Annotated in this window: 19 protein-coding genes; 3 read left to right on the top strand and 16 right to left on the bottom strand. The window is 52.2% G+C overall.

The window, feature by feature from the left end; translation table 11 throughout:
* Positions 1–30: 30 nt before the first annotated feature.
* From F0M17_RS07390 to coaD, 10 genes are all read right to left on the bottom strand, one after another.
* Positions 31–3543 carry a CDP-glycerol glycerophosphotransferase family protein gene (locus F0M17_RS07390; RefSeq protein ID WP_168201977.1) on the bottom strand — a complete coding sequence of 1171 codons (3513 nt, stop codon included), beginning with the start codon at positions 3541–3543 and terminating at the stop codon, positions 31–33.
* 414 nt (positions 3544–3957) lie between these two features.
* Positions 3958–4419, bottom strand: coding sequence for an adenylyltransferase/cytidyltransferase family protein (locus tag F0M17_RS07385; protein WP_149597725.1), 462 nt, complete (start codon positions 4417–4419; stop codon positions 3958–3960).
* Positions 4420–4668: 249 nt separating this feature from the next.
* Complete coding sequence (locus F0M17_RS07380; protein ID WP_149596805.1) at positions 4669–5559, bottom strand: glycosyltransferase family 2 protein; 891 nt, start codon at positions 5557–5559, stop codon at positions 4669–4671.
* Positions 5560–5597: 38 nt separating this feature from the next.
* Positions 5598–6419: a CDP-alcohol phosphatidyltransferase family protein gene (locus F0M17_RS07375; protein ID WP_149596804.1), complete on the bottom strand. Its 822-nt coding sequence runs from the start codon at positions 6417–6419 to the stop codon at positions 5598–5600.
* On the bottom strand, positions 6416–7453 hold the full coding sequence (locus tag F0M17_RS07370; RefSeq protein ID WP_149596803.1) for a glycosyltransferase family 2 protein: 1038 nt from the start codon (positions 7451–7453) through the stop codon (positions 6416–6418). Before F0M17_RS07370 ends, F0M17_RS07375 begins: the two co-directional genes overlap by 4 nt.
* A 7-nt stretch (positions 7454–7460) precedes the next feature.
* The gene (locus tag F0M17_RS07365) at positions 7461–8348 is read right to left on the bottom strand and encodes an ABC transporter ATP-binding protein (RefSeq protein ID WP_246857158.1); all 888 of its coding nucleotides are present in this window, start codon (positions 8346–8348) and stop codon (positions 7461–7463) included.
* Complete coding sequence (locus F0M17_RS07360) at positions 8338–9186, bottom strand: ABC transporter permease (protein ID WP_149596802.1); 849 nt, start codon at positions 9184–9186, stop codon at positions 8338–8340. Before F0M17_RS07360 ends, F0M17_RS07365 begins: the two co-directional genes overlap by 11 nt.
* Before the next feature lie 136 nt (positions 9187–9322).
* Positions 9323–10393 carry an LCP family protein gene (locus tag F0M17_RS07355; RefSeq protein ID WP_149596801.1) on the bottom strand — a complete coding sequence of 357 codons (1071 nt, stop codon included), beginning with the start codon at positions 10391–10393 and terminating at the stop codon, positions 9323–9325.
* Positions 10394–10508: 115 nt separating this feature from the next.
* The gene (gene galU, locus F0M17_RS07350; RefSeq protein ID WP_149596800.1) at positions 10509–11408 is read right to left on the bottom strand and encodes a UTP--glucose-1-phosphate uridylyltransferase GalU; all 900 of its coding nucleotides are present in this window, start codon (positions 11406–11408) and stop codon (positions 10509–10511) included.
* 83 nt (positions 11409–11491) lie between these two features.
* A complete protein-coding gene (gene coaD / locus F0M17_RS07345; RefSeq protein WP_149596799.1) occupies positions 11492–11962 on the bottom strand; it encodes a pantetheine-phosphate adenylyltransferase in 471 nt (156 codons plus the stop codon).
* A gap of 112 nt (positions 11963–12074) precedes the next feature.
* Between coaD and F0M17_RS07340 the strand changes: the two genes are divergently transcribed.
* Both F0M17_RS07340 and F0M17_RS07335 read left to right on the top strand, forming a co-directional pair.
* Positions 12075–13286: an aminotransferase class I/II-fold pyridoxal phosphate-dependent enzyme gene (locus tag F0M17_RS07340; RefSeq protein WP_149596798.1), complete on the top strand. Its 1212-nt coding sequence runs from the start codon at positions 12075–12077 to the stop codon at positions 13284–13286.
* A complete protein-coding gene (locus F0M17_RS07335; RefSeq protein WP_149596797.1) occupies positions 13283–14065 on the top strand; it encodes a spermidine synthase in 783 nt (260 codons plus the stop codon). Before F0M17_RS07340 ends, F0M17_RS07335 begins: the two co-directional genes overlap by 4 nt.
* Here F0M17_RS07335 and rsmD read toward each other — a convergent pair.
* Genes rsmD through F0M17_RS07315 form a run of 4 tightly spaced genes read right to left on the bottom strand, consistent with a single transcriptional unit; the run spans position 14042 to position 18872 of the window.
* Entirely contained in the window at positions 14042–14626 is a 585-nt protein-coding gene (rsmD, locus tag F0M17_RS07330; RefSeq protein ID WP_149596796.1) for a 16S rRNA (guanine(966)-N(2))-methyltransferase RsmD, read from the bottom strand. The two genes, F0M17_RS07335 and rsmD, sit on opposite strands and share 24 nt — an antisense overlap.
* Before the next feature lie 19 nt (positions 14627–14645).
* Positions 14646–16832 (bottom strand): ATP-dependent DNA helicase RecG, encoded by a 2187-nt coding sequence (locus F0M17_RS07325; protein ID WP_149596795.1) that lies wholly within the window; start codon positions 16830–16832, stop codon positions 14646–14648.
* Positions 16825–17793, bottom strand: coding sequence for a DAK2 domain-containing protein (locus F0M17_RS07320; protein WP_052253772.1), 969 nt, complete (start codon positions 17791–17793; stop codon positions 16825–16827). The genes F0M17_RS07325 and F0M17_RS07320 overlap by 8 nt, the downstream gene beginning before the upstream one ends.
* Before the next feature lie 23 nt (positions 17794–17816).
* Entirely contained in the window at positions 17817–18872 is a 1056-nt protein-coding gene (locus F0M17_RS07315; protein WP_066137896.1) for an LCP family protein, read from the bottom strand.
* Between the two features lie 114 nt (positions 18873–18986).
* Between F0M17_RS07315 and F0M17_RS07310 the strand changes: the two genes are divergently transcribed.
* Positions 18987–19463, top strand: a complete 477-nt coding sequence (locus tag F0M17_RS07310) for a DUF3515 domain-containing protein (RefSeq protein WP_371737266.1) — start codon at positions 18987–18989, stop codon at positions 19461–19463.
* Between the two features lie 74 nt (positions 19464–19537).
* Here the strand turns inward: F0M17_RS07310 and F0M17_RS07305 are convergent, their stop codons facing one another.
* Entirely contained in the window at positions 19538–20650 is a 1113-nt protein-coding gene (locus F0M17_RS07305) for a D-alanine--D-alanine ligase family protein (protein WP_149596794.1), read from the bottom strand.
* On the bottom strand, positions 20650–21690 hold the full coding sequence (locus F0M17_RS07300) for an NAD(P)H-dependent glycerol-3-phosphate dehydrogenase (RefSeq protein ID WP_371737265.1): 1041 nt from the start codon (positions 21688–21690) through the stop codon (positions 20650–20652). The genes F0M17_RS07305 and F0M17_RS07300 overlap by 1 nt, the downstream gene beginning before the upstream one ends.
* Between the last annotated feature and the right edge of the window lie 3 nt (positions 21691–21693).

Here is a 21693-nt window from a genome sequence, read left to right as displayed (position 1 = left end):
TCAGACTATGAACGCAGGCCGCTTCGACTCTTAGAAGAAACGCTCTACTACACGCCGGGATGCCTGCCCATCATCGTGCGGTGCAAATCTTTCAACAAATTCTCGACGGTCAGCGCCTGGAAGTTCATTGCCGGAAAGCGCCAATGCCAAGGTGTCCCACAGTTCAGCTTCTGTTTCGACAATCGGACCCGGCAGGGCCTTTTCGTAGTCAAGATAGAATCCACGCAGGTTGTCTCTGTAATTTTCCAAGTCGTAGGCGTAGAAAATGATTGGCCTTCGAAGCAGCGAATAATCGAAGAACACAGACGAATAATCCGTAATCAATATATCGGACGCCAAATACAGTTCCTGAATGTCGGCATACGCCGATACGTCGATGATACGTTGGCTCAAGTTCTCCGGAATCGCGACCGAGTTTGAAACAAGGACATGCATACGAAGCAGGAGAATAGTGTCGTTGCCAAAACGTCGGTCAAATTCCTCAAGGTTCATAGGCAATTCGAATCTGAATTTTCCTCGCGCAGAAGCGGCATCATCGCGGAATGTTGGTGCGTACAATACGGTCTTTACACCATCAGGAATAGCAAGTTCTTCTCGCACTCGGCTTTCCCGTTTCTGGGCATTCGCATCTTTGAGAATATCGTTCCTTGGGTATCCGATCTCAACTGCTTCGCCAGAAAATCCATATGCGGATCGCATGATTTGGCTCATGTAAGTAGACGGAGAAATCAGGTGAGTCCACTGGGCCGTCGCCGTTGTTACGCGCTCGAGATATCCCTCGTCGCGACCATGAACTTCTCGTATGTCGCGAGCCATCTGCTTAAGCGGAGTTCCATGCCACGTCTGAAGGAAGACACCCTTTGCCCGTCGCCTAACGTAGTGTGGAAAATTCTGATTGTTCACCCAAAACTTTGCCCGTGCTAGGTACCAGAAATACTCCGGTGACAAACGCTTTACCGTAGACGTTAACGGATCTTTAAAACGATGAGTCCCTGAATAGATCCAAACTTTTCGCCTAGTATCCCCCTGGCGTACCAGTTCTTCGTAAATGTAGCGCGGGGAGTCTGCATACTGGCGGCCAAGCCCGGACTCGAAAATAACTAGATTCTCATCCATCGGGATGAGCTTGTAAAGTTTAAACAGCCCTCGCATGATGTCGAAGTAGCGACGATCTCGACGGAAGCGGTTCTTCAGTTTGACTCCGAATTCGCGTTTCCAACCGTCTTTGGCCTTCGATCGCAATCTGGCATTCTCAATCTCCTCCGTAATACGAGCTGAGTTATTACGATCCCGATGGGACATGAAAGCATCCGCGCGTCTGCGGTACTCTCCTTCCATGGCATTGCCACGTTCGAGGGTCGCCCGCAGATCTGAAAGCAACGTATCACTATCGAACGCAATACGACCAGGCAATTCCTTGTCTAGATCGAGGTGCGAACCGTTCCGTCCTAAGAAACGCGAGCGGTCGAACTGGTAGTAGTGAACCGGCTTATGCAAGAAGCTGAAATCAAAGTTTACAGATGAATAGTCCGTTATCATGATCGCTGCAGTCTTGATTAGTTCCTGAACATCGACTTCGCCTTGGACAATCAATCTTGCAGGGGTGCCCGCGAAATGCTCGCGGAATTGCATCATGTTCGGGTGCAAGCAGAAGACAATTTCCAAGCCATATGTATCTGCCAGAGCGGAGAGTTCCGCAGAACACAGGAGCGATTTCCATTGTTTTAGGTAGTCAGATTCAAGGAAAACTTCCTCATTCTGAAGCCAGTCGCGCCATGTTGGAATGATCAACAGCATGTTGTCATTAACGGCGATGTCGTTGGCTAGTAACGCATCAAACCTGGCTAAGCCTGTAACCTTCACTTCCTGTGGTGAGTATTGGAAATCTTGTACGATATATTGCTTCTCTCGCTCGGAAGAAACCATGAACAAGTCAGTCGAAAATCCAGGAGCGTTCTTACCGTAGTTGGGTACCATCCATTTTGTACCCATGACTCCGTGTTGCAGGAAAACCCTAGTAGCTTTACATCGTGACGAGAAACTCTGATGACGAGTGGGGTAGAGATAATCTGCATGGTGTGTACCCACAAATCGTTCTGCCCTAATCGCAAGTTCGAAATGTTCCTTGCTGCCATGGAATACGACATGATCCATTGAGCCAAAATTACGCAGATCCGGCGAATTTTCATCAATGACGTAGTAAGCATCAATATCGGGTCGTTCAAGACGCAGATAGTTAAAAAGATGCAAACCGTTGTCCTGAGCCTTATACGCGAGCTCACCAATGATCCAGACAGGTCTATTCGCAGTCTGTCTCGTCGGGAAACTCCGAGCCCTAGAGTCTTTGACGACACTAAATGCTTCTTTATCAAAGACTTCAAGGATCAGCGATGTCGATTTCGCCTTGAAAGTAAAGTACGGAGAAATTGCCAAGGTCTTATCACCAATGGTCACTGCTCCAGCTTCGGTTGTGTGGCGTACGGCATAAGGCGTGCGCGTGACACGAAGTCGCCGCGGTTCATCTGCGCCGTGGGCAGTTACCCACAAGTACAAGTCATAGTTGTCACCGCGGTCGATAGTTGACCAGTCGATGTTCTTAAAATCAATCTCTGCAGCCCATGAATAGTTAGCTCGTCCGAATCTCTTCGAGGAATCGTGCTGGTCGTAAGCAAACTTGACTGGCGCAAAGACATCTAGTGATGATCTGCGGCCGACCAATTGCACTTTTGCCGACTCTAAACGATCACTTTGCGTATCCAGAGCACCCGCGAGTGTGAGCACGCCATCATGTATCTGCGTGATGTCCGTGCGGATTCGATACTTATGCGTTAGAACTCGATTGATGGCCATAGCGAGTTCTGCTTTTTTGCTAATGTAAAGCTGAACTTTGTTTGGTCCAGAAGAGTAAACAGTCTCGTGATCTATGCTTGTTAATGAGAATCGACCAATAATTCTGTGGGCAATGACCGGACCAACAAGAGTAAGTTCACCGGTTGTGAGTCGCGAACGCACATCTTTTCGACGCAACAACTCGCCATCAGGCGTTACCTGTACCCAAGCGATTCCGGAAGGAAGTTCGTCGAAATTGGATTCGAACGTGAACGCAAAACGCACAGTTCCGGCATATGGGTCCCCTTCTTGATCCACGACTTCCTCGTCGTCCTCCAGTACAGGACTCACATCTGAGAAATCATTTTCATGAGACGTGTTGGCAAAGTCGCGGTATAAACGCCATTCATTGATGAAGTCATCCAAATCAATTTTGGCCTGATATGCATTGCCAGAAGAGCTACGGGTGGAACTGGCGTTCCCAGTCCCTCTCAACGTAACGGAATGAACAATGTGCCTCCCATGCAACACTGACAGGACTGGTGCATCATCGTCTAGTTCCGCGCTCAGAACCAGAAAATTGTCATCGATTCGGACGTCAAGTCCTTGATAGCCGCTGTAATAACGGTAGGTGCGAGCCTTTGATCTGCGATCGCGCAACGAGCGCATTATAGACTGAGCCAAATTCTGCGCCGACGGTAATTCAACTGCCACGAAAGATTCCTTCAACGTGTGTAGCACTGATAGCTCATACGCCCTCAAAGAAAGAGCGTAAAAGCCTTCTTGTATCAACATGGAATGCCCAAAGTAAGCGTGGATTCCCCAGCGCTAGATGGCACTAACACCTCAACGAGGTGACCTTAATAAGCCTACCTTGAACCGTTTTCAAGCCTGCCTGTTCACTGCCTGGGAGATTCGTGCTCTTCATCTCCACCAGATTTACGGTTAAACCGAGAAGACCCGGAACTGGAACCTCGAATGACTGTATTTGCAAAAGCTCATTACGAGATTCAGTTTCGGATCTTCCAGCAAATATTCGAGTACCAGTGTATGCACATCTCAAGAACGATCCTATCTGCCAAGCTGGGACAGCTCGTTCTCGAGTAGCAATGCGGCATAAGCTGCGTTCTAGCTAAGTTCTTTAACGATTTGGCTCAACGAGTCCAAGGTATCTTTCAAGGACTGCACGTGACGCTCATCAAATTGACTCAGCACTCGTTTCATCTCAGTAGTTGAAATGCCCGACGTGCGCGGAAGGTAAACAACTTCGACCTCATCACCAAGGTCATCGAATTTCCCCTTCCAGTCTTCTCCAATGCCGAACACCTTGGCATCGTACTTCTGAATATCAGATCTCTTCTGCTCCCAATTCTCCTCTGGAATGGCGAGATCGACATACTTAATTGCTTGAACGATTTCACGGCGTTGCTCAAACGGCACTACCGGCTTCTTGCCTTTAATCGCATTGAACTCATCGGTAGAAACACCAACGATCAAGCGATCGCCCTTTTCTTTCAAGCGTTTCAAAATATTAAGGTGCCCGATGTGGAACAAGTCGAACGTTCCGTATGTTAAAACAGTCTTTGTCATCCATTCCCCTGTTATATGTATTCGATAATTTGCGAGGCAGTTGCCTGAAACGTCGTACACTGAGTACTTCCTCAAGGCTTGTGAGAAACAAACGACTCCCCGTTGCTACCAAGAATAGCCGGTTAAAGGGTATCTCTAGACCCATAAAGTTCTACTTGTTACGCCAGCCTATCGCGTGATTCGAGTTGAGCCCAAAGATTGGACGCTACCTTCGTCCGTGATCCGCCGGTTGGTCTTACAGTTGTAATTCTAAAGAATTGGCGGTCTTCCTGCTAAAGTCATACGCCATAGAGTGCTCCAGCGAAGCTTTGCGCGTGGTTCACGATACCAAGGGCTTCCCCGCCAACCCGCTTTCCACCCTTCCAAATACTGCTTGACAGCGGAAGTATTCCTTCGCAGTCGGAAACATTCAACAAGCATCCAAGACATCGGGTAGATCCAGGTAAATGGAGCCGGAAGGTTACGACGTGCCAGCCAGACGCGATTCCTTGCGTTCAAACGGTAAAACTCATCATGCCGACGAGGATCCACAACAGGATGGCCAATTCTCATATCACCGGCGTACCACACATACGTTCCCGTATCCCAAATCCGCCAAGCAAGTTCGATACCTTCATGCGCATACCAGAAGCCTCCCGCCCAACCACCAGTGGCATCGAAAAGCTCACGAGTTGTAACGAGGCAGGTCTCCCCGACATGAAAAACTTTGCTAGGGTCTTCAGCTGTGCGTTTGTTCAATCGTGGGATCCAGCGTGTCGGCTCCTGATCGTTATGTTCTGGGTCCGTGATCCTCGGCTGCAGTAAACCCAGCTTCGGGTATTGTTCAAACCGCCTAACAGCCGTAATAAGAAAGTCGTCGTCCAAAAACCAAGAATCATCGTCCAGAAAACACAAATATTTACCTGAGACCTGAGGTACGCCTGCGTTTCGACCGGCAGGGATACCCAGATTCTCCGGCAAGAAGTGAGACTTGATCGACTCCGGAATACCGGTAGGGTTCCACCCGTTTCCAACAACAACTGCATCAATCTCTACATCACGCTGAGCAAGTAACGATTCCAGGGCGCGATGGAGCTCTAACGGACGATTGCCCATTGTCAGAACAACTACACCGATCCTCGGAGCTAGCTGCTGGTCCATACACGGCCTTTCACTCTAATTGTTTCGTTCAGATGGCTTTACGCTTTTAGGCGCGCGGAAACCATATTCGATAAGAAATGACCAAGGTTAACAAGAATGCACGCTGGCAACAAAATCCAGATCATCCACTTCTCGGCTACTCCCGGAACACCAGTAATTGCTGAGACGAAAGAACAAGCTAAAATGATCAGGCTTAGCTCCACAGCATGTAACAACTTGTGGAAGGGAAGGAAACGGGCCAATGAACGCAACCTTCCGATGACCGTCGTGGTAGGAACCGCGCGCGCGGCTGCAGTATCTGGGAGTTTAGCCAGGCCGGCTATCCCGCGCGCAGCGTGCACCATCAGTGATTGGGAACGGTTCAGCACCAGAAGCACAGCAAGGCAGGCACCCATGAATAGCGTTGGCCACGCTTGGCTAAACGTTGTACCCTGCGCCGAAAGTTCTAAAAATACACGATAGCCAAGCGCAATCGGAATCAATGCTTCGGTGGTGTGGTGGCCAACCATGTCAATGAAAATGCCTCGTGGCGACTGTGATGCACGCCAACGAGCCACCTCACCATCTGAACAATCGAAATAAAGCTGTAGCTGCGATAGTGCAACGGCCAGTAGCGGTCCCCAGATCCCTGGAATTAACAATGCCAAAGACATCGACCAGCCAGCCAAGATCATCAACCCAGTCACACCATTGGCAGTGATCCGAGTACGGACCAGTACTGCAGTCAAGTAAATAGAAATATGGCGCAGGTAAAGCTCGGCGGTCCAATGCTCAGCGTTCTTCCTGGCCTTGACTTCTGGCGGTTGGCAAACTGCGCGCAATTGATCCAACGTAGGATTCTTCGGGCGGTCCGTGCTCACTTCACACGTCCTTTGTCCAAGGTACCGGCCGCGCCGAAAATACGGCCTTTCAGATATCCTGCGGCCCAAGGCAGATGGATTGCTTGGAACGCAATTGCGGTGAGAAGCTTTTCCTTAGCACCCTGAGCGTTGGATCCCAGCCCAGCAGCAATTGTCGCTGCAGAATATACAGCCGGTGCGAGGCGGGCGGTATCAATTATCAATTGGACGGGACGGGTAGCATGGCGCCGGGTCAGAGGCGCTATCAGAGTGGCCAGAGCTCCGGCAACTACACCAGCAAGTAATACGGGTGGCATATCGTGGCGCAGGGACTTCCCTTCAGGGAATCGACGAGCAATTTCACCACGCCAAGTTCCCGACGCATAAGACTGTCGTGCCAATGCTTTGAAGTTGTCGCGTGGATAATAACCTACCTTAAGCTCTGGATCGAACCAGACCTTATGGCCGGCCTGGCGTATACGCAGGCACAACTCCCAGTCCTGTGCACGCCACATATCCTCGTCGTAGTAGCCAACCTCATCAAAAACTTCACGGCGGAAAATGCCTAGGTAGGCTGATTCCGCTTCTCCTTCCGGGGCACCAGAATGATACGCAGGTCCACCAAAACCAAACTTAGAATGGTAGGCTGCCGCGATGGCACGCTGGATAGTTGAGCGACCGCGTGCGTCCATGAGTCCGCCTACGTCATGAGCACCCACGCGGAAGAGAGTTTCTACCCCACGTCGGGTGTAGTTTGCAGGCAGCTCGCTATGCGCATCAACTCGCAAGATAATGGGATAGGAAGATTTCTTGACTGCCAGGTTCAATGCAATCGGAGTTCGGCCCAACGGATTATCGACCAAGACAACTCGCGAGTCGGCTTCCGCCAAGCGTCTCGCAACGCTTTCGGTACCGTCGGAACTCGGACCCAATGCAAGGATCAGTTCTTTTTCGCCCTCATAGTCCTGATTGAGTATCGAGCGAACGGCTTCTTCTAGATAGTCGGCTTCATTCAATACTGGCATGACGTAGGATACGCCAGGATTTTCAGTCATTCGTTATTTACTTCTTTGCCTTCTGATGCTTCTGGTACTCCTTGATAACTTCATCTGGAGAACCGTCCATCATTTGCACACCTTTTTCGATCCAAATGCATCGATCACAAGTATCCTTGATGGAGTTCATCGAGTGGGATACATTGAAAATCGTGCCAGCGCTGTCCCTGATCTCACGTATTTTTGCTTCGCTTCGCTTCCGGAACTTGGCATCGCCTACTGCCAAAGCTTCATCGATAATCAAGATGTCGTGTTTCTTGGATGCTGCAATTGCGAACTTCAAACGGGCACTCATACCCGATGAATACGTGTTCATGGGAAGATCGATAAACTCTTCAAGCTCAGCGAACTTCGTAATGTCATCACGCATTAACTCGACTTGGCCACGATCGTACCCAAGGGCCAACCCTCCAAGTGTGATGTTCTTGTCGCCCGAGAGATCTGGAATTAGCGCGGCGCCAACACCAAGCAAACTTGGACGCGAACGGGCATACACCGAACCGCTTGATGGAGGCGTCAATCCTGTAATGGCTTTAAGCAAGGTTGACTTACCGGAACCGTTGGATCCTATGACACCGATTGACTCATTCTCGTACGCAACAAAAGTGATGCCTTTGAGTGCATGAACTGTTCGCACGCCTTTGAGCTTAGGCTGTAAAAGTCGGCGCGCACCGGCATTTCCAACTGCTTTTCCGCTGGAAAAAACCTCGTATTTCACATGAAGATTATCTACGAAAACGACCGGGTTACGGGACCCGTCAATTTGGAGCTGTGAGTTTTCGACCTGTTCAGGTTTAACTACATCGATGAATGAAGTGTCGTCTGAAAAGATAGGTGCCGGCTCGTATTCCGGATGTAGCTCGGGATTGATTAAATCATCAAAACTAATTCGCACGGCCGTAACGCTCCTCAGCTTTCCAGAAGTAGATCAGTCCAACCAGCAAGGTAATCACTGACCATGCAGCGACTAGCGGCCAAGCCCACGCATCATAGATAGCATCATTCATGATCAGGCCTCGGGCGATCTGCAGGGTTTGATACAAAGGGTGGATATCGAAGATTGCAATCATCCAGGGCCATTCATTCAATAAACGATCGGCACTGAATAGAACGCCAGAGGTGTAGAAGAGAACTCGTGTCAGGATTGGCAAGATTTGAGTAAAATCTCGGACGTGAACTGTGATTCTGGCACATATCAGGGCAATGCCCATATTGAAAAGGGTGAATAACGCAAGCAGCGGAATTATGCCTAGCCAAGTCCATTTAGGAGTGGTGCCCAAGATCATTGCATACACAAACATTACTGCAAGCATTGGCATCAGCATTAGGAAGTTCTGGGTAACTTGGGCTACAGGCAATGACAGCCTCGGGAAAGCCAATGACTGCACCAGAGGCTTGTTACCGGTAATTGACTTTGCGCCGCCATTCATCGACGTAGTGAAAAATTCGAATAAGAATACCCCAATAATGACGAAGACTGGAAAATCTGGACCTTTCTTGCCGCCCATGAGCACCCCGAAGATTGCACCGTACATAATGGCATTGAAAGTTGGTTTCAGAACAACCCAAATCATTCCCAATCGGTTCTTCTGGTTTTGCGACTGGACGCGGGCCTTCGCAAGTTCGTAAACAAACTCTCGACGCTGCCAAGTCTGCTTCAGATAGTTGACCAGAGTAGGTCTTGCGCCAACTCGGTGCAAGCCGTACTTCTCGGCCTCCTCCGCAACTGTCATGCTGAATATGTCCTCTTGTTCAAATACGTCTATTTCGCATTAACGGCTAAGCATAGATGTTCAAAGTCTAGTTGATTGTAGGATCTTCTACTGGCTTTTGCCGTTCCGTCGCGTGTAGTTCATCCCACATCCACTCCTACGGTTCCTCAGGAGGGTTGTCCCGCAGATACTCCGCCATACTGTCATTTACAAGAGCCTGACCAATTTGTTCCACAGCAAGTTCACTTGGAAGTTCAATTGACTGGCCATCTGGACTGGTTGCCGACCCTGCCGTAGGCATGGTGAACATGGCCATATTCTCTGTGTCCACATTCTTGAGTTGCATACCTAACCCGACGAGCGTAGCAGCGTCAAAACCTTCGTCGAAAGTCAGATACGGCGAGACCTCATCTACAATCTTGTAAAGCTTGACTGGATTGGTAAGCGTCTCGGTGGACAATAGTTGGTTAGCCGCTGCCGAAATAAATTTCCGCTGATTGGCTACGCGTTGATAGTCACCGTTGGTGAATGACTTGCGTTCTCGGACGAAGCGAAGCGCCCGGTCCCCTTCCAAGGATATCTGTCCGGTCGGATAGTAGTAATCGGTATCATTTGCGGTAAAAGGGATCTCATTCTCGACTGTGACGCCACCCAGGGCACTGGATAGTTCTTTGAAGCCTTCAAAATCCACCATGACAATGTGATCGATCTTGCTATTGAATAGGTTCTCGACCGTCTGTAACAGCAATGGAACACCACCAAGAGAAATGGCAGCGTTCAACTTATTCTTTCCGTACCCCGGGATATTTACGTACATGTCTCTGACCATTGACATCACATATACTTGCGAACGATCTTCCGGGATGTGTACGAGCATCATTGAATCGCTTCGTTGAGACACCGCCCCGGTAAGCGCAGCGGATTCCCCGGCGTCGTCATCGGCATGATCCACGCCCAACAGCAATACATTCATCGATGTATCGTCTGGAGATTTGACAGGGCGGGCTTGTTGCTCGGAATCGGAGAAGCCCAATGATACCGTGTTGGATTTTATGTTGAACTGCCGTTGCAGATCAAATAAGACATAACCCGCACCCAAAATCGCAACAAGCAAGACAGCCACGATCGACGCTACTATTCCTTGCGTCCGTTTTTTCTTCCGTCGCTCTGCTCTATTTCTAGCGCTTCGCGATAGAAGTACTTGACTATCTGCGTCTTCGATTTTCATTCCTACTCCAACTCAACTACGCTCCCCCAAGCCGTCCAGCGCGCCGGGCGACTTTGCGCAATGAAAAAGACTACCCAAGATAATTGTGATTATCCTGAGTAGTCTAAGACAGATACTAGTTGTCAAGCGTAGCTACAAAGTCCTTCAACCATGTTTTCAGACCTGGACCAACAGAATCATGGTCTACAGCCAGCGTAATATTTGCTTGTAGGTAGCTCAGCTTGTCGCCAGTATCGTATCGTCTACCGCGGAAGACAACGGCATGCACGCCAGAGCCCTCACCTTCAGCGGATGCGAGTACCTGAAGAGCGTCAGTTAGCTGAATCTCGTTGCCACGGCCAGGAGCCGTGTGTTCCAGAACCTCGAAGACACGAGGATGCAACAAATAGCGGCCAATGACGGCCAGATTGCTCGGTGCTTCTTCGACAGCCGGCTTTTCTACCAAGCCATTGACCTTTACGTATTCTTCACCTTCTACGGAGCTAACGTCGGCACAACCATAGGCACTGATCTTTTCGGGATCCACTTCCATTAGGGCAATAACCGATCCTCCAGTCTTGCCTTGGACTTCCGCCATAACGGACAAAAGCTCATCGCGCTCATCGATAAGATCGTCACCAAGCAATACCGCAAAAGGTTCGTTGCCCACGTGCTGCTTGGCGCATAGTACGGCGTGACCGAGGCCTTTTGGGTCTCCCTGCCGAACGTAGTGGATGTCTCCTAAGTGAGTCGCCTCATGAATTGCATCTAGTTTCTTTTTGTCGCCCTTGGCCTCAAGCGAGTATTCCAAGGACGGAACGCGGTCAAAGTGGTCTTCTAGGGCACGCTTGCTTCGCCCGGTGACCATCAGAAGATCAGTGAAACCCGCCTTTACTGCTTCCGCAACAACATACTGAATTGCAGGCTTGTCGACGACTGGCAACATCTCTTTGGGCATAGCCTTTGTTGCCGGCAAGAATCGTGTCCCTAGCCCTGCCGCTGGAATGACTGCTTTTTTAATGGCCGAATGTGGCATCTTTGAAACCTGTCCAGTTTGTGCGAATGATCTTACAGTTAGACCACTTTATATCTTGAATATTGAAAAACCAATTTCGAATATTACTGTTGAATAAGACGTTTAATCACCGCTCTAGGGAAGTACTCATCAACGTCCCCACCAAGTGCCTGTACTTCCTTGAGCAATGAAGATGACAAATGCGTGTAGCGCGTATCGGCCTGAAGGAAAACAGTTTCAACTCCAGTCAGATGCCGATTCATGGTGGCCATGGGAATTTCGTATGCGTAGTCAACAGTGCTGCGCAATCCCTTGACGATTGCTTCGGCGCCCTGCTCCTTGCAGAAATCAGCCAGCAGGCCTTGGCCCATGGGCACAGCAGAAACCCCACGCAGTCCCCCGACAGTCTCCTCAACCATCGCTACGCGCTCATCTTCGCTGAAGCGGTACTTCTTGGAGTAATTAGTGGACACAGCGACGATCACCTCATCAAACAGGCTCGCTGCGCGCGCAATGATCTCGACGTGTCCGTTGTGAATTGGGTCAAAAGAACCCGGGCATACCGCTCTTCGCATGATCTGAATCTATCAAGAACTCTCGCCAATTCAGCGAACTCGTATGAATGTCTCGTAAAGATTCAATGACTTAATGCGCATGCTCCCCTATACACGGGACGATAATGGAAACATGAGCATTGAATTCACTCCATGGCAGCGGACCGCCCACGGTGCCAACCTACTAGATTCCACTGGCCGCCCGGGAGTGACCATCTTCGAAGAAATCACGGGACTGGCGAACCTTCATCAGGCAATTAACCTTGGGCAAGGATTCCCGGATTCCGAAGGGCCGGAAGAAATCAAGAAAATCGCTATTGATGCGATCGAGAATGGCGCTAACCAGTATGCGCCCGGTTTAGGAACTCCTTCGCTCCGCGAAGCCATAGCTGCCCACCAGGAGCGCTTCTATTCATTGAAGCTCGACACCGAATCCGAGGTAGTTGTTTCGACCGGGGCTACCGAAGCTATCGCTGCTTCCTTGCTTGCTTTCCTGGAACCTGGCGATGAAGTAGTGACCTTTGAACCGTATTACGATTCCTATGCGGCCATGATCGGGTTGACCAACGCAGTGCATAAGGTCGTTCAGCTCAAGGCTCCGAAATTCGAGCCGGATATGGATGACCTTCGACGCGCGGTCACAGACAAGACCCGAGTAATCGTCGTGAACAATCCCCACAATCCAACGGGCACAGTTCTAGATGTTTCGGTGCTTCAGGAAATCATTGCCCTGGCACATCAGCACAACTGCATCATCATCTCCGACGAGGTCTATGAACACCTCACTTTCGGTATTCGGCATGTTCCGATCGCGAGCTTGCCTGGTGGATTCGAACGAACCATCACCATTTCTTCGGCAGGCAAGTCTTTCTCCTTTACCGGCTGGAAAGTTGGATGGGCAACCGGCCCCCGCGAGTTAATCACTGCCGTCCGTACCGTGAAACAGTTCCTTACCTATTCCTCGGGCCCTGCGTTCCAACCTGCTGTCGCACAAGCCTTGAATCTTCCTGATGCCTTTTTCGAACGCTTTGCTGCCGATTTAGGACAGCAGGGAGAAATTCTCGCATCAGGCCTGGAACAAGCTGGGATCCCGGTTATACGTCCAAAGGGCACCTACTTCTTGGTTGCCGACGTACGCAGCTTTGATCTGAACGACGCTGCTGAAATAGCGCGCATGATGCCCGAGCGCGTACGCGTCGCGGCGATTCCAATGTCTGCCTTTGTCCACCCCGAGAATCAGCAAGAGTACCAAGGACTGTTGCGTTTCGCTTTCTGCAAGAAGCGTGAGGTCATTGCCGATGCCGTCGAGCGCTTGCAGCTGCTGCCAAAGGTGCTTTCGCAATGAGGCGCAAGCCTGCTAAACGGTGGCTCGGGTTCATCCAGGAACATGCCACTATTTACGACGATGACCTGATCCCCGGGTCGAAAATACTCGCCATCGGCGACGCGCCTCAATCTCATGTGAATCTTTCCCATCCGGAAGAAGTGTTCTACGAGTATCTCGCACGCATAGCTAATCATCTGAAGGTCTTACGCCCAGAAAAGCGCCCATTGAAGATGCTTCATCTAGGTGCAGGTGCATTGACCTTGGCCCGTTGGGCGAGTGTTATTTACCCATTTAGTACCCACGTGGCTGTAGACATTGAGCGCGAACTTCTTGATTTCGTTCTCACGCATCTTCCTTTGCCGGATGGCTGCCACTTGTCACCGATTGTCGCCGATGCGAGGAGTGTACTTGCCGAACAACTGGCCGGTGAAAAGTTTGACGTCATCGTCTTGGATATTTTCTCTGGCCCGGAAGCACCAGAACACCTGACTACGGAGGACTATTACGCCGAACTCAAGAACTCTTTGGCCAATGACGGATTGCTCTTCGTGAATATCGGCGATGATCCGCCTTTGAATTTCACTTGCACCCAAGTCGAGGCGGCAAACTCCAGCTTTGAGTTTGTGATGTTGAGTTCAAGTCCGGAAATGTTTACCAAGCGCTTCCCCGGGAACTTGATTCTCTCAGCGTCGCGCCAAAACTTTACCGAAGACCAAATACTCCAGTGCCAGGCAGCGGGGCCGTACCCGTCAGAAGTTCGCCGTTCAATGGATCTAGATGGGTTCTGCAAACCATAGGTGCGTTTCGCCGTATTTCTTGTCGGCGAACTTCTGCATGGTGCTTGGCCATGTAGGTTCCGGTGAGCGCCCGGAACGCTCCACAATCACTGTCGCATCCTCAGTCAGAATTTTGGATATTTTCTCGAGGGTGAGAGCCAGTTCTTCTTCAGTCAGCGGGTAGGGAGGATCCAGCAAGACAATGTCAAAGGTCTTGCTGGGCACACCCGAAATTTCGTTGTAATAGCCGTCTAGGACACTATCAACGGTTCCCCGCTGTACCGTCACCGTATTGGCCTTCAACACCTTGTTCACCAGAGACGCATTTTGCTGGCAAACGGAAACCGCTTTAGGGGCTTTTTCTACCAGAACAACCTGCCGCGCGCCGCGACTGGCCGTCTCGATTCCCAGCGAACCCGAACCTGCGAAGAGATCCAGCACTCGGGCGCCGGCAAGAATATCCCAGCTATCCAAGCGGGAGAAGAGGGCTTCCTTGACACGATCCGTTGTCGGGCGCGTGGCATCACCTGGTACGGACTTCAGTGGATGCCCACCGGCAGCTCCAGCGATAATACGGCTCATTGCCTAGCAATACCTTCAATCAGTTCTTATTCAAAAATTCTTTAGTGGACTCATCAAGCCAATTCCCGGCTGCGCTCAGGAGCTCCGGATAGTTGCTTCCCCAGTTGGCATCGGCAAGAAGCCTGCCCACATCGGTTTTCGCCTGCTCAATGAGCGAGCGATCCTTGATGATGCTAAGTTCCCGCAGCGTCGACCGGCTGCCTGATTGCTGAACACCCAAGATATTTCCTTCTTTGCGTTCAGCCAAGTCTGCCTCGGCTAGCTCAAAACCGTCGATGGTTGACTCGATGGTCTTCAAGCGTCCAACCGACGGATGGTCCGCGTCCAGCCATGTGGTCATGAGGCACGTCCCAGGCAGTCCACCACGGCCTACGCGGCCGCGCAGCTGATGGAGCTGCGAGATGCCGAAGCGCTCCGCATCCATGATCACCATCAATGTCGCATTATGGACGTCAACGCCAACCTCAATGACTGTCGTGGAAATCAGCACGTCAATTTCACCACGGGCAAAGGAATCCATGGTTGCCTGCTTGTCTGCCGCATCTAGTTGCGAGTGCAACGCCTCGGTGCGTATCCCAGCGAATTCAGGCATCCCAGCGAGCATCTCATGCATGGCTTCTACACTCATGGGCTGACCGGACGATTCTTCATAGGATGCCAGAAGAATGCCTTGTTCCGCTGCTGAGTCCGAAATTCGTGGGCACACCACATATGCTTGGTGACCCTTCTCCACTTCTTCAACGATTCTGGTGAATAGCCTGTCGCGGAAACCGGTTAACTGCATGGGCACGATATGCGTGTGGATCGGGGCGCGGCCGGCGGGCAAGCGTTTAATGGTGGAGGTGTCCAAATCGCCGAATACGGTCATGGCGACGGTTCTCGGTATCGGAGTCGCAGTCATGACCAGGGTATGAGGAACCGAGTCGACTGCTTTATACTTCAAGGCGTCGCGCTGCTCAACGCCAAATCGATGTTGTTCGTCCACGACGACGAGGCCGAGATCTGCAAACTGCACATGGTCGCTCAAGAGGGCATGTGTGCCAATAATCAGTCCAGTCTCACCGCTGGCAATACCCAGCAATGCTTCACGGCGATGGGCACTTTTTGCCGACCCGGTTAGAAGCTCTACGCCTGTTCCTTCGCCTTCGCCGAAAAGCCCAGGTTCAGCGAGCTTGCCAAGCATCTTCTTGATCGAGGCGTAGTGTTGTGCGGCCAGGACTTCTGTTGGCGCTAGGAGTGCAGCTTGTCCTCCAGCATCGATCACCTGCAAGATGGCTCGTAGCGCGACAACGGTCTTGCCGGAGCCGACTTCGCCCTGCAGCAAACGATGCATTGGATGCGACTGGTCCAGGTCCTTGGAAATTTGTTCTCCGACGACAAGCTGGTCTTCGGTCAAGCTGAACGGCAGCTGGGCATCGAATTTGTCAGCTAGGCGGCCCGGCACCGGTGGGCGTGCAATTGCTTTCTGCGCGCCCAGCTGGCGCCCGCGTTCGCCTAACGCCAACTGCAGCATAAATGCTTCTTCAAAGGCAAAGCGCTGTCGAGCGACGTAGGCGTGCTTGATTTCCTTGGGGAAATGGCGATCCAAGAACGCTTGATGGCGTTGTGGATAATGATGCGTGCGAAGAAGTTCCCCTGGAAGAAACTCAGGAAGCTTCTGATCTGTGAAGTGCTCCAGCAACAGCCCCATCAGATCACGGATGCGCTTGTTGGGCATCTTTGCCGAAGCAGGATAGATCGGAATTGGACGCGGATCTGCCTGGGATGCCTCATCCAGGATTGCGTATTCAGGCTGGCTCAACTGCAGGTGGTCCTGGTACCAACCGACCTTGCCGCTGAACATCGCGATAGTTCCAATGTGCAGATCTGTCCGTGCTTGATAGCCATTGAAGAAGGTCATCTTCAGCTCTTGGCCGCCTGCGCTAAGCTCATCGCTGACGGTCACTTCGAAAATGAAACCGCGCCGCGAGTGCATCTGCCGCTGGCTGACGTTGACAACCTGGGCGACAACTGTAACGTGCTCATCGAAGGGAAGCTCTGAAATCGGGGTGAGCTCGCCTACTTCAACGTACCGACGCGGAAAATGCCATAACAACTCCCCCACCGTCGTATAGCCGAAAGCCTTTTCTAGGGCGGTGGAGTTCTTCTTTCCTAAGAATGCTGAGAGCTCTGCACTCTCAAACGAAGTAAGCGTTGTTTCAGCCATCGTGGGTGCACAGATCAGTGACGCTGATATTCACCGGGTCACCGTGTTTTCTTATGAGTTCCAGTGCCGGTTCGGCATCAGGAACGTGGACGTGAACGCGCCATCTATAGGTGTCTTCCTCCAGCTGATTCACGGGCGACATGATCACTGAATTGCCCATTGAGTCCAGTTGCCCGCGCAGAGTAGCGGCACCCAACGCGTCCAAGGAAACAGTGCACATTACCTCAACACCTGACTCTGTTTCTTCAGTCAGGTGAATGTGCGGGTCTTGTGAACGGTAACCGTGGAAGTCGTCGTAGGAATCGAATTCGGTGGATTCGCTCCGAATCGCGGCGCATAGCTCGTCAATTATGATCAGCATCCCGACCGCCCCTGCGTCAACAACGCCAGCCTTAACGAGACTCGGAAGTTCAGCCTCGGTGCCCCTGACTGCGAGTTGAGCTGCTTGACTCATTTGCGTGAGAACGGCATCAAGTGCTGCACGACTATCCGGATCCGTCTTCAAGTGCGCAAGTGTTGAGCCTGCGGCCAAAGATATTGCATTGATCACGGACAGCATGGTGCCTTCGACCGGTTCGCTCAGCGCTGACCAAGACCGCACTTTGGCTCGCTCGAGACCGAGCGCAAGCAACGGCGCAGTTAGGCGTTCATGGCCACTCCAAGGCTCGCTCAGGCCGCTCAAGAAGACTGCTAGCAATGTGCCCGAGTTGCCGCGTGCAGATTCCAACGAAGCCCGCGCGGCAACTTCAAGAAACCCACCAATATCGTCGCTTTCCAGTTTGCTGATCGCGTCATGTCCCGCTCTCGCGGTCAGATACAGGTTGCTACCGGTATCGCCGTCTGCCACTGGGAACACATTGATTGCATTCAACCTGTCAGAATGGTTCCCGAGACTCTTGACGCTTCGAGCGAGCCATTCTCGGATGGCACGCACGGAGGTATCGAGTTTGTGGGGCGTCATGGAAAGTCGTTCCTTAGGTGGTCTTACTGCGACAAGTCAGTTGATGCTACGAATTCATCAACCGTGTCATTCTGCAATGCTTCGCCAAACTTGGCAATCGTATCCATGTCAGGAACGACAATTGATTGCCCGTCTGCTGAACGCCCAGGACCATTGTTTGGCAGGGTGAAGAACTCCATATCACTGGAACGGATGCTAATCATCGAAGACGCCAACGATGCGATTTTTCCTGCGTCCAGGGATTCGTCGACTGCTACATATGGTGCGATTTCCTCAACGACAGACTGGATCTTTGTGGGGCTGGTCAGAGTTTCCTTGGACAGGATCTGGCCAATCAAAGCCTTGACGAAGAGCTGCTGGTTCTTGACACGGCGGTAATCGCTACCACCTGGACCCGTAAACGCCTTGCGCTCACGAACAAAAGCTAGTGCTTCGTCTCCGTCGAGCGTTTGCACACCTTCTGGGAAGAAGTAGCCCTTGACATGTACGGGGCTGAAAGCGATCGGATTATCGACGGTTACGCCGCCGACCGCATTGGTCAGGCCCTTGAAGCCTTCAAAGTCAATCGATGCCACATGGTTGATCCGGATGCCGAAGAGACCTTCGAGAGTTTCGACTGCTTTGGGAACACCGCCGCTGGCGAATGCGCGGTTAATCTTCGCGGTGCCGACGCCAGGAATGTCCAGCCAAGTATCACGCATGATCGACGTGACGAAGACGTTCTTCCGGTCCGAAGGAATGTGCACCAGCATCATGGTGTCGGATCGTCCGCCACCCGGTAGCGTGGCGAACTCATCATCCTGTGCATCGTCACTACGCACGGCCCGGGTATCAGTACCCAGCAGGAGTACGTTAACTGCGTCCTTAGACTCCTCTTTCACCTCCGGGCGCGTCTCTTCCGCCGGGAAAGCGTTGGTGATTTTGGTGCTGTTGTCATTGAACGTTCTGCCGAGGTTCCATGCGTAACCACCAGCGACAAGTCCAGCGATAACCACCAGGGCAAGGACACTCAGGATAATAGCTCGACCCGTGCGTTTCTTTTTCTGGCGTGGTCTCACCGAATGCTCTTCAAAGGACATATGCTACCTTTCACAGTTTCAACTGACTACATCTTATCTTTCAGATTGCCGATGTAGGCTTATAACGTGTTTAAAATCAGTGTCTCTGCACGACTGTCACCAAAACTTAACCGAATATTGGGTCGTGGTTCAGTCGTCGCCGGAATCGGGCTCATTTCCATAACTGGCCTCGCCGGTTGCGCATCAGTAGCTTCCGTTGATGCTGCCCCAGACGCAGCCAACCCGCTGTGCGCAGAAATGATGGTTGTCCTGCCCGAAGCCATCGATGATGCGGAACGCCGCACCACGACGTCCCAATCAACAGCTGCCTGGGGCGACCCGTCCAAAGTTGTCCTGCGTTGCGGAGTAGAAGTCCCCGGGCCGACCACAGATCCTTGCGTATCAGTGAATGATGTTGATTGGGTAGCGCATGAGGACGAAGTAACAAGCATCTGGACCCTAACCACATATGGCCGGACCCCGGCAACCGAAGTTATCCTCGACCCTAACGTGATCCCGTCGAGCACAGTTCTGGCGACACTTTCAGATGCTGCGCAGAAGATCCCAGCTTCCAAGAAGTGCGTCAGCGTTGACAAGTCAGTGAGCTTGTAAGCAACCCTTCGACAAAAGCTTTGGGGTGTGTTGAATTTTCAACACACCCCAAAGTTTCACCAACGTTCCTTTGACTAGCGCAAACCGATGTTCCGCTCGGTCGCCAGGGCAATCAGCTCATCAATGAGTTCACGGTATCCAATTCCCGTCTTCGCCCACATTTGCGGATACATGCTGGACGGCGTAAAGCCAGGCATGGTGTTGATTTCATTGATGATCCACTCGCCTTCGGGAGTATAGAAGAAATCAACCCGGGATAGGCCTTCGGCACCGATCGCGTCAAAGGCCTGGACTGCCAGCTCGCGGATTTCGCGCGTGGCTTCATCGCTCAAGTTTGCCGGGCAGCTGAGCTCAGCTGCGGCTCCATCAACGTACTTGGCTTCGAAATCGTAGAAGGTGTGCTGATTGTCCGCCACCGCGATTTCGCCTGGCAATGAAGCACGCGATGGTCCGCTGCTGCGGCCTTCAAGAACGCCGCATTCGATTTCCCGCCCGACGATCCCCTGCTCGATGATCACCTTGGGATCTTCGGCCCGGGCGATTTCAATAGCAGCACGCAGCTCGGACGGATCATCAACCTTCGTGATGCCTACCGAAGACCCTGCGCGGGCCGGCTTGACGAACAACGGGTACTGCAGGTTATCGCAACGCTTCATGGCAGCTTCGCTATCACGCAGCCACTGCTTGTTGGTGATCACTTCGTACGGTCCCACATTGAAGCCGGCCCCTTCGAAAACCACCTTCATGTAGTGCTTATCCATGCCCATCGCACTGGCTGCAATACCCGAGCCCACATAGGACACGCCTGCCATTTCAAGCAAGCCCTGGATCGACCCGTCTTCACCGAACGGACCGTGAAGCAAGGGGAAGACTACGTCAATCTCCCCCAGGTCTGCCACGGTGGAGTCCGAATAGGACAGCAATGATGTCTTCTGCGCATCGGTAGACAGGTGCACCGGATGATCCACCGAGGAAATCTCCGGCAGCTTGCCGGTGTTCAGAGCCCAGCCTTCCGGATCTTCATCCAGCAGGGTCCAGCCTCCTTCGCGGGTGATACCCACCGGAACGATTTCAAAACGTTCACGGTCGATAGCATGCATGACCCCGGCAGCGGTCACGCAGGAAACGGAGTGTTCTGAGGAACGGCCGCCGAAGAGCAAGAGGACGCGTAGCTTGCGTTCAGTCATTAGTGACGTTCTCCTTCGGATTTCAATTCACGCGACAACAGGCGTGCGGCCATGTTCTCAACGCTCAAGGTGCCTTCCAGGACCATCACCACTGCTTCGGTAATCGGCATTTCCACGTTATGGGCTCGGGAAAGGTCGAATACGGCACGTGCTGATTTGATGCCTTCCGCGGTCTGCGACATGCGGTCATTGACCTCTTCCAGGAAGAGCCCCTGGCCGAGCAGTCGTCCGGCGGTGTTGTTGCGCGAGAGCGAGGAAGAACAGGTAGCGACAAGGTCGCCCAGACCAGAAAGGCCGGCCAAGGTATCCAAGCGGCCGCCAAGGGCGAGGACCAAGCGAGTGGTCTCGGCCAAACCGCGAGTGATCACGGTGGACTTGGTGTTATCGCCCATCCCCATGCCGTCGCACATGCCCACGGCAAGCGCGATGATGTTCTTGACGATACCGCCAAGCTCCACGCCCAGTACATCATCATTCGTGTAGGGACGGAAGTACGGAGCGGAGCACAGTTCAGCGATCCACTGCGCGATATCGGAATCTGTGCAGGCAACAACAGAGGCGGTGGGCTGCTCGCGCGCAATCTCCATGGCCAGGTTCGGCCCGGACAGCACGGCAATCTGCTTGGCTGGCAGCCCGGTCACTTCCGCGATCACTTGGCTCATGCGCAGGTCGGTTCCGCGTTCAAGGCCCTTCATCAGGGAAAGCAGCACGGCGCCTGGTTCAAAGAATTCCTTGAATTTCGCCAATTCCTGGCGCAAGGACTGCGACGGAATTGCCAAGACCACAAGGTCGGCGCCGGTTAGCACGGTCTGCGGATCCGATGATGCCGTGACGTTGGCAGGAAGCTTGGTTTCGCGCAAGTAGCGTGAATTGGTATGGCGTTCGTTGATTTCATTGGCTGCGTCTTCGCGACGTGCCCAAATCTGAACCGCGATTCCCTTGTCTGCAACTGAATCGGCAAGCACCTTGGCGAAGGTGGTCCCCCAGCTGCCAGCGCCCATGACGGCGATTTTGCGTGGTAGCGGCTTAGTCAAAGTCAGTCC

It is taken from the genome of Glutamicibacter sp. ZJUTW, assembly GCF_008370855.1.
Classification (GTDB): Bacteria; Actinomycetota; Actinomycetes; order Actinomycetales; family Micrococcaceae; genus Glutamicibacter; species Glutamicibacter nicotianae.
This window is presented reverse-complemented; position numbering and strand designations above follow the sequence as displayed.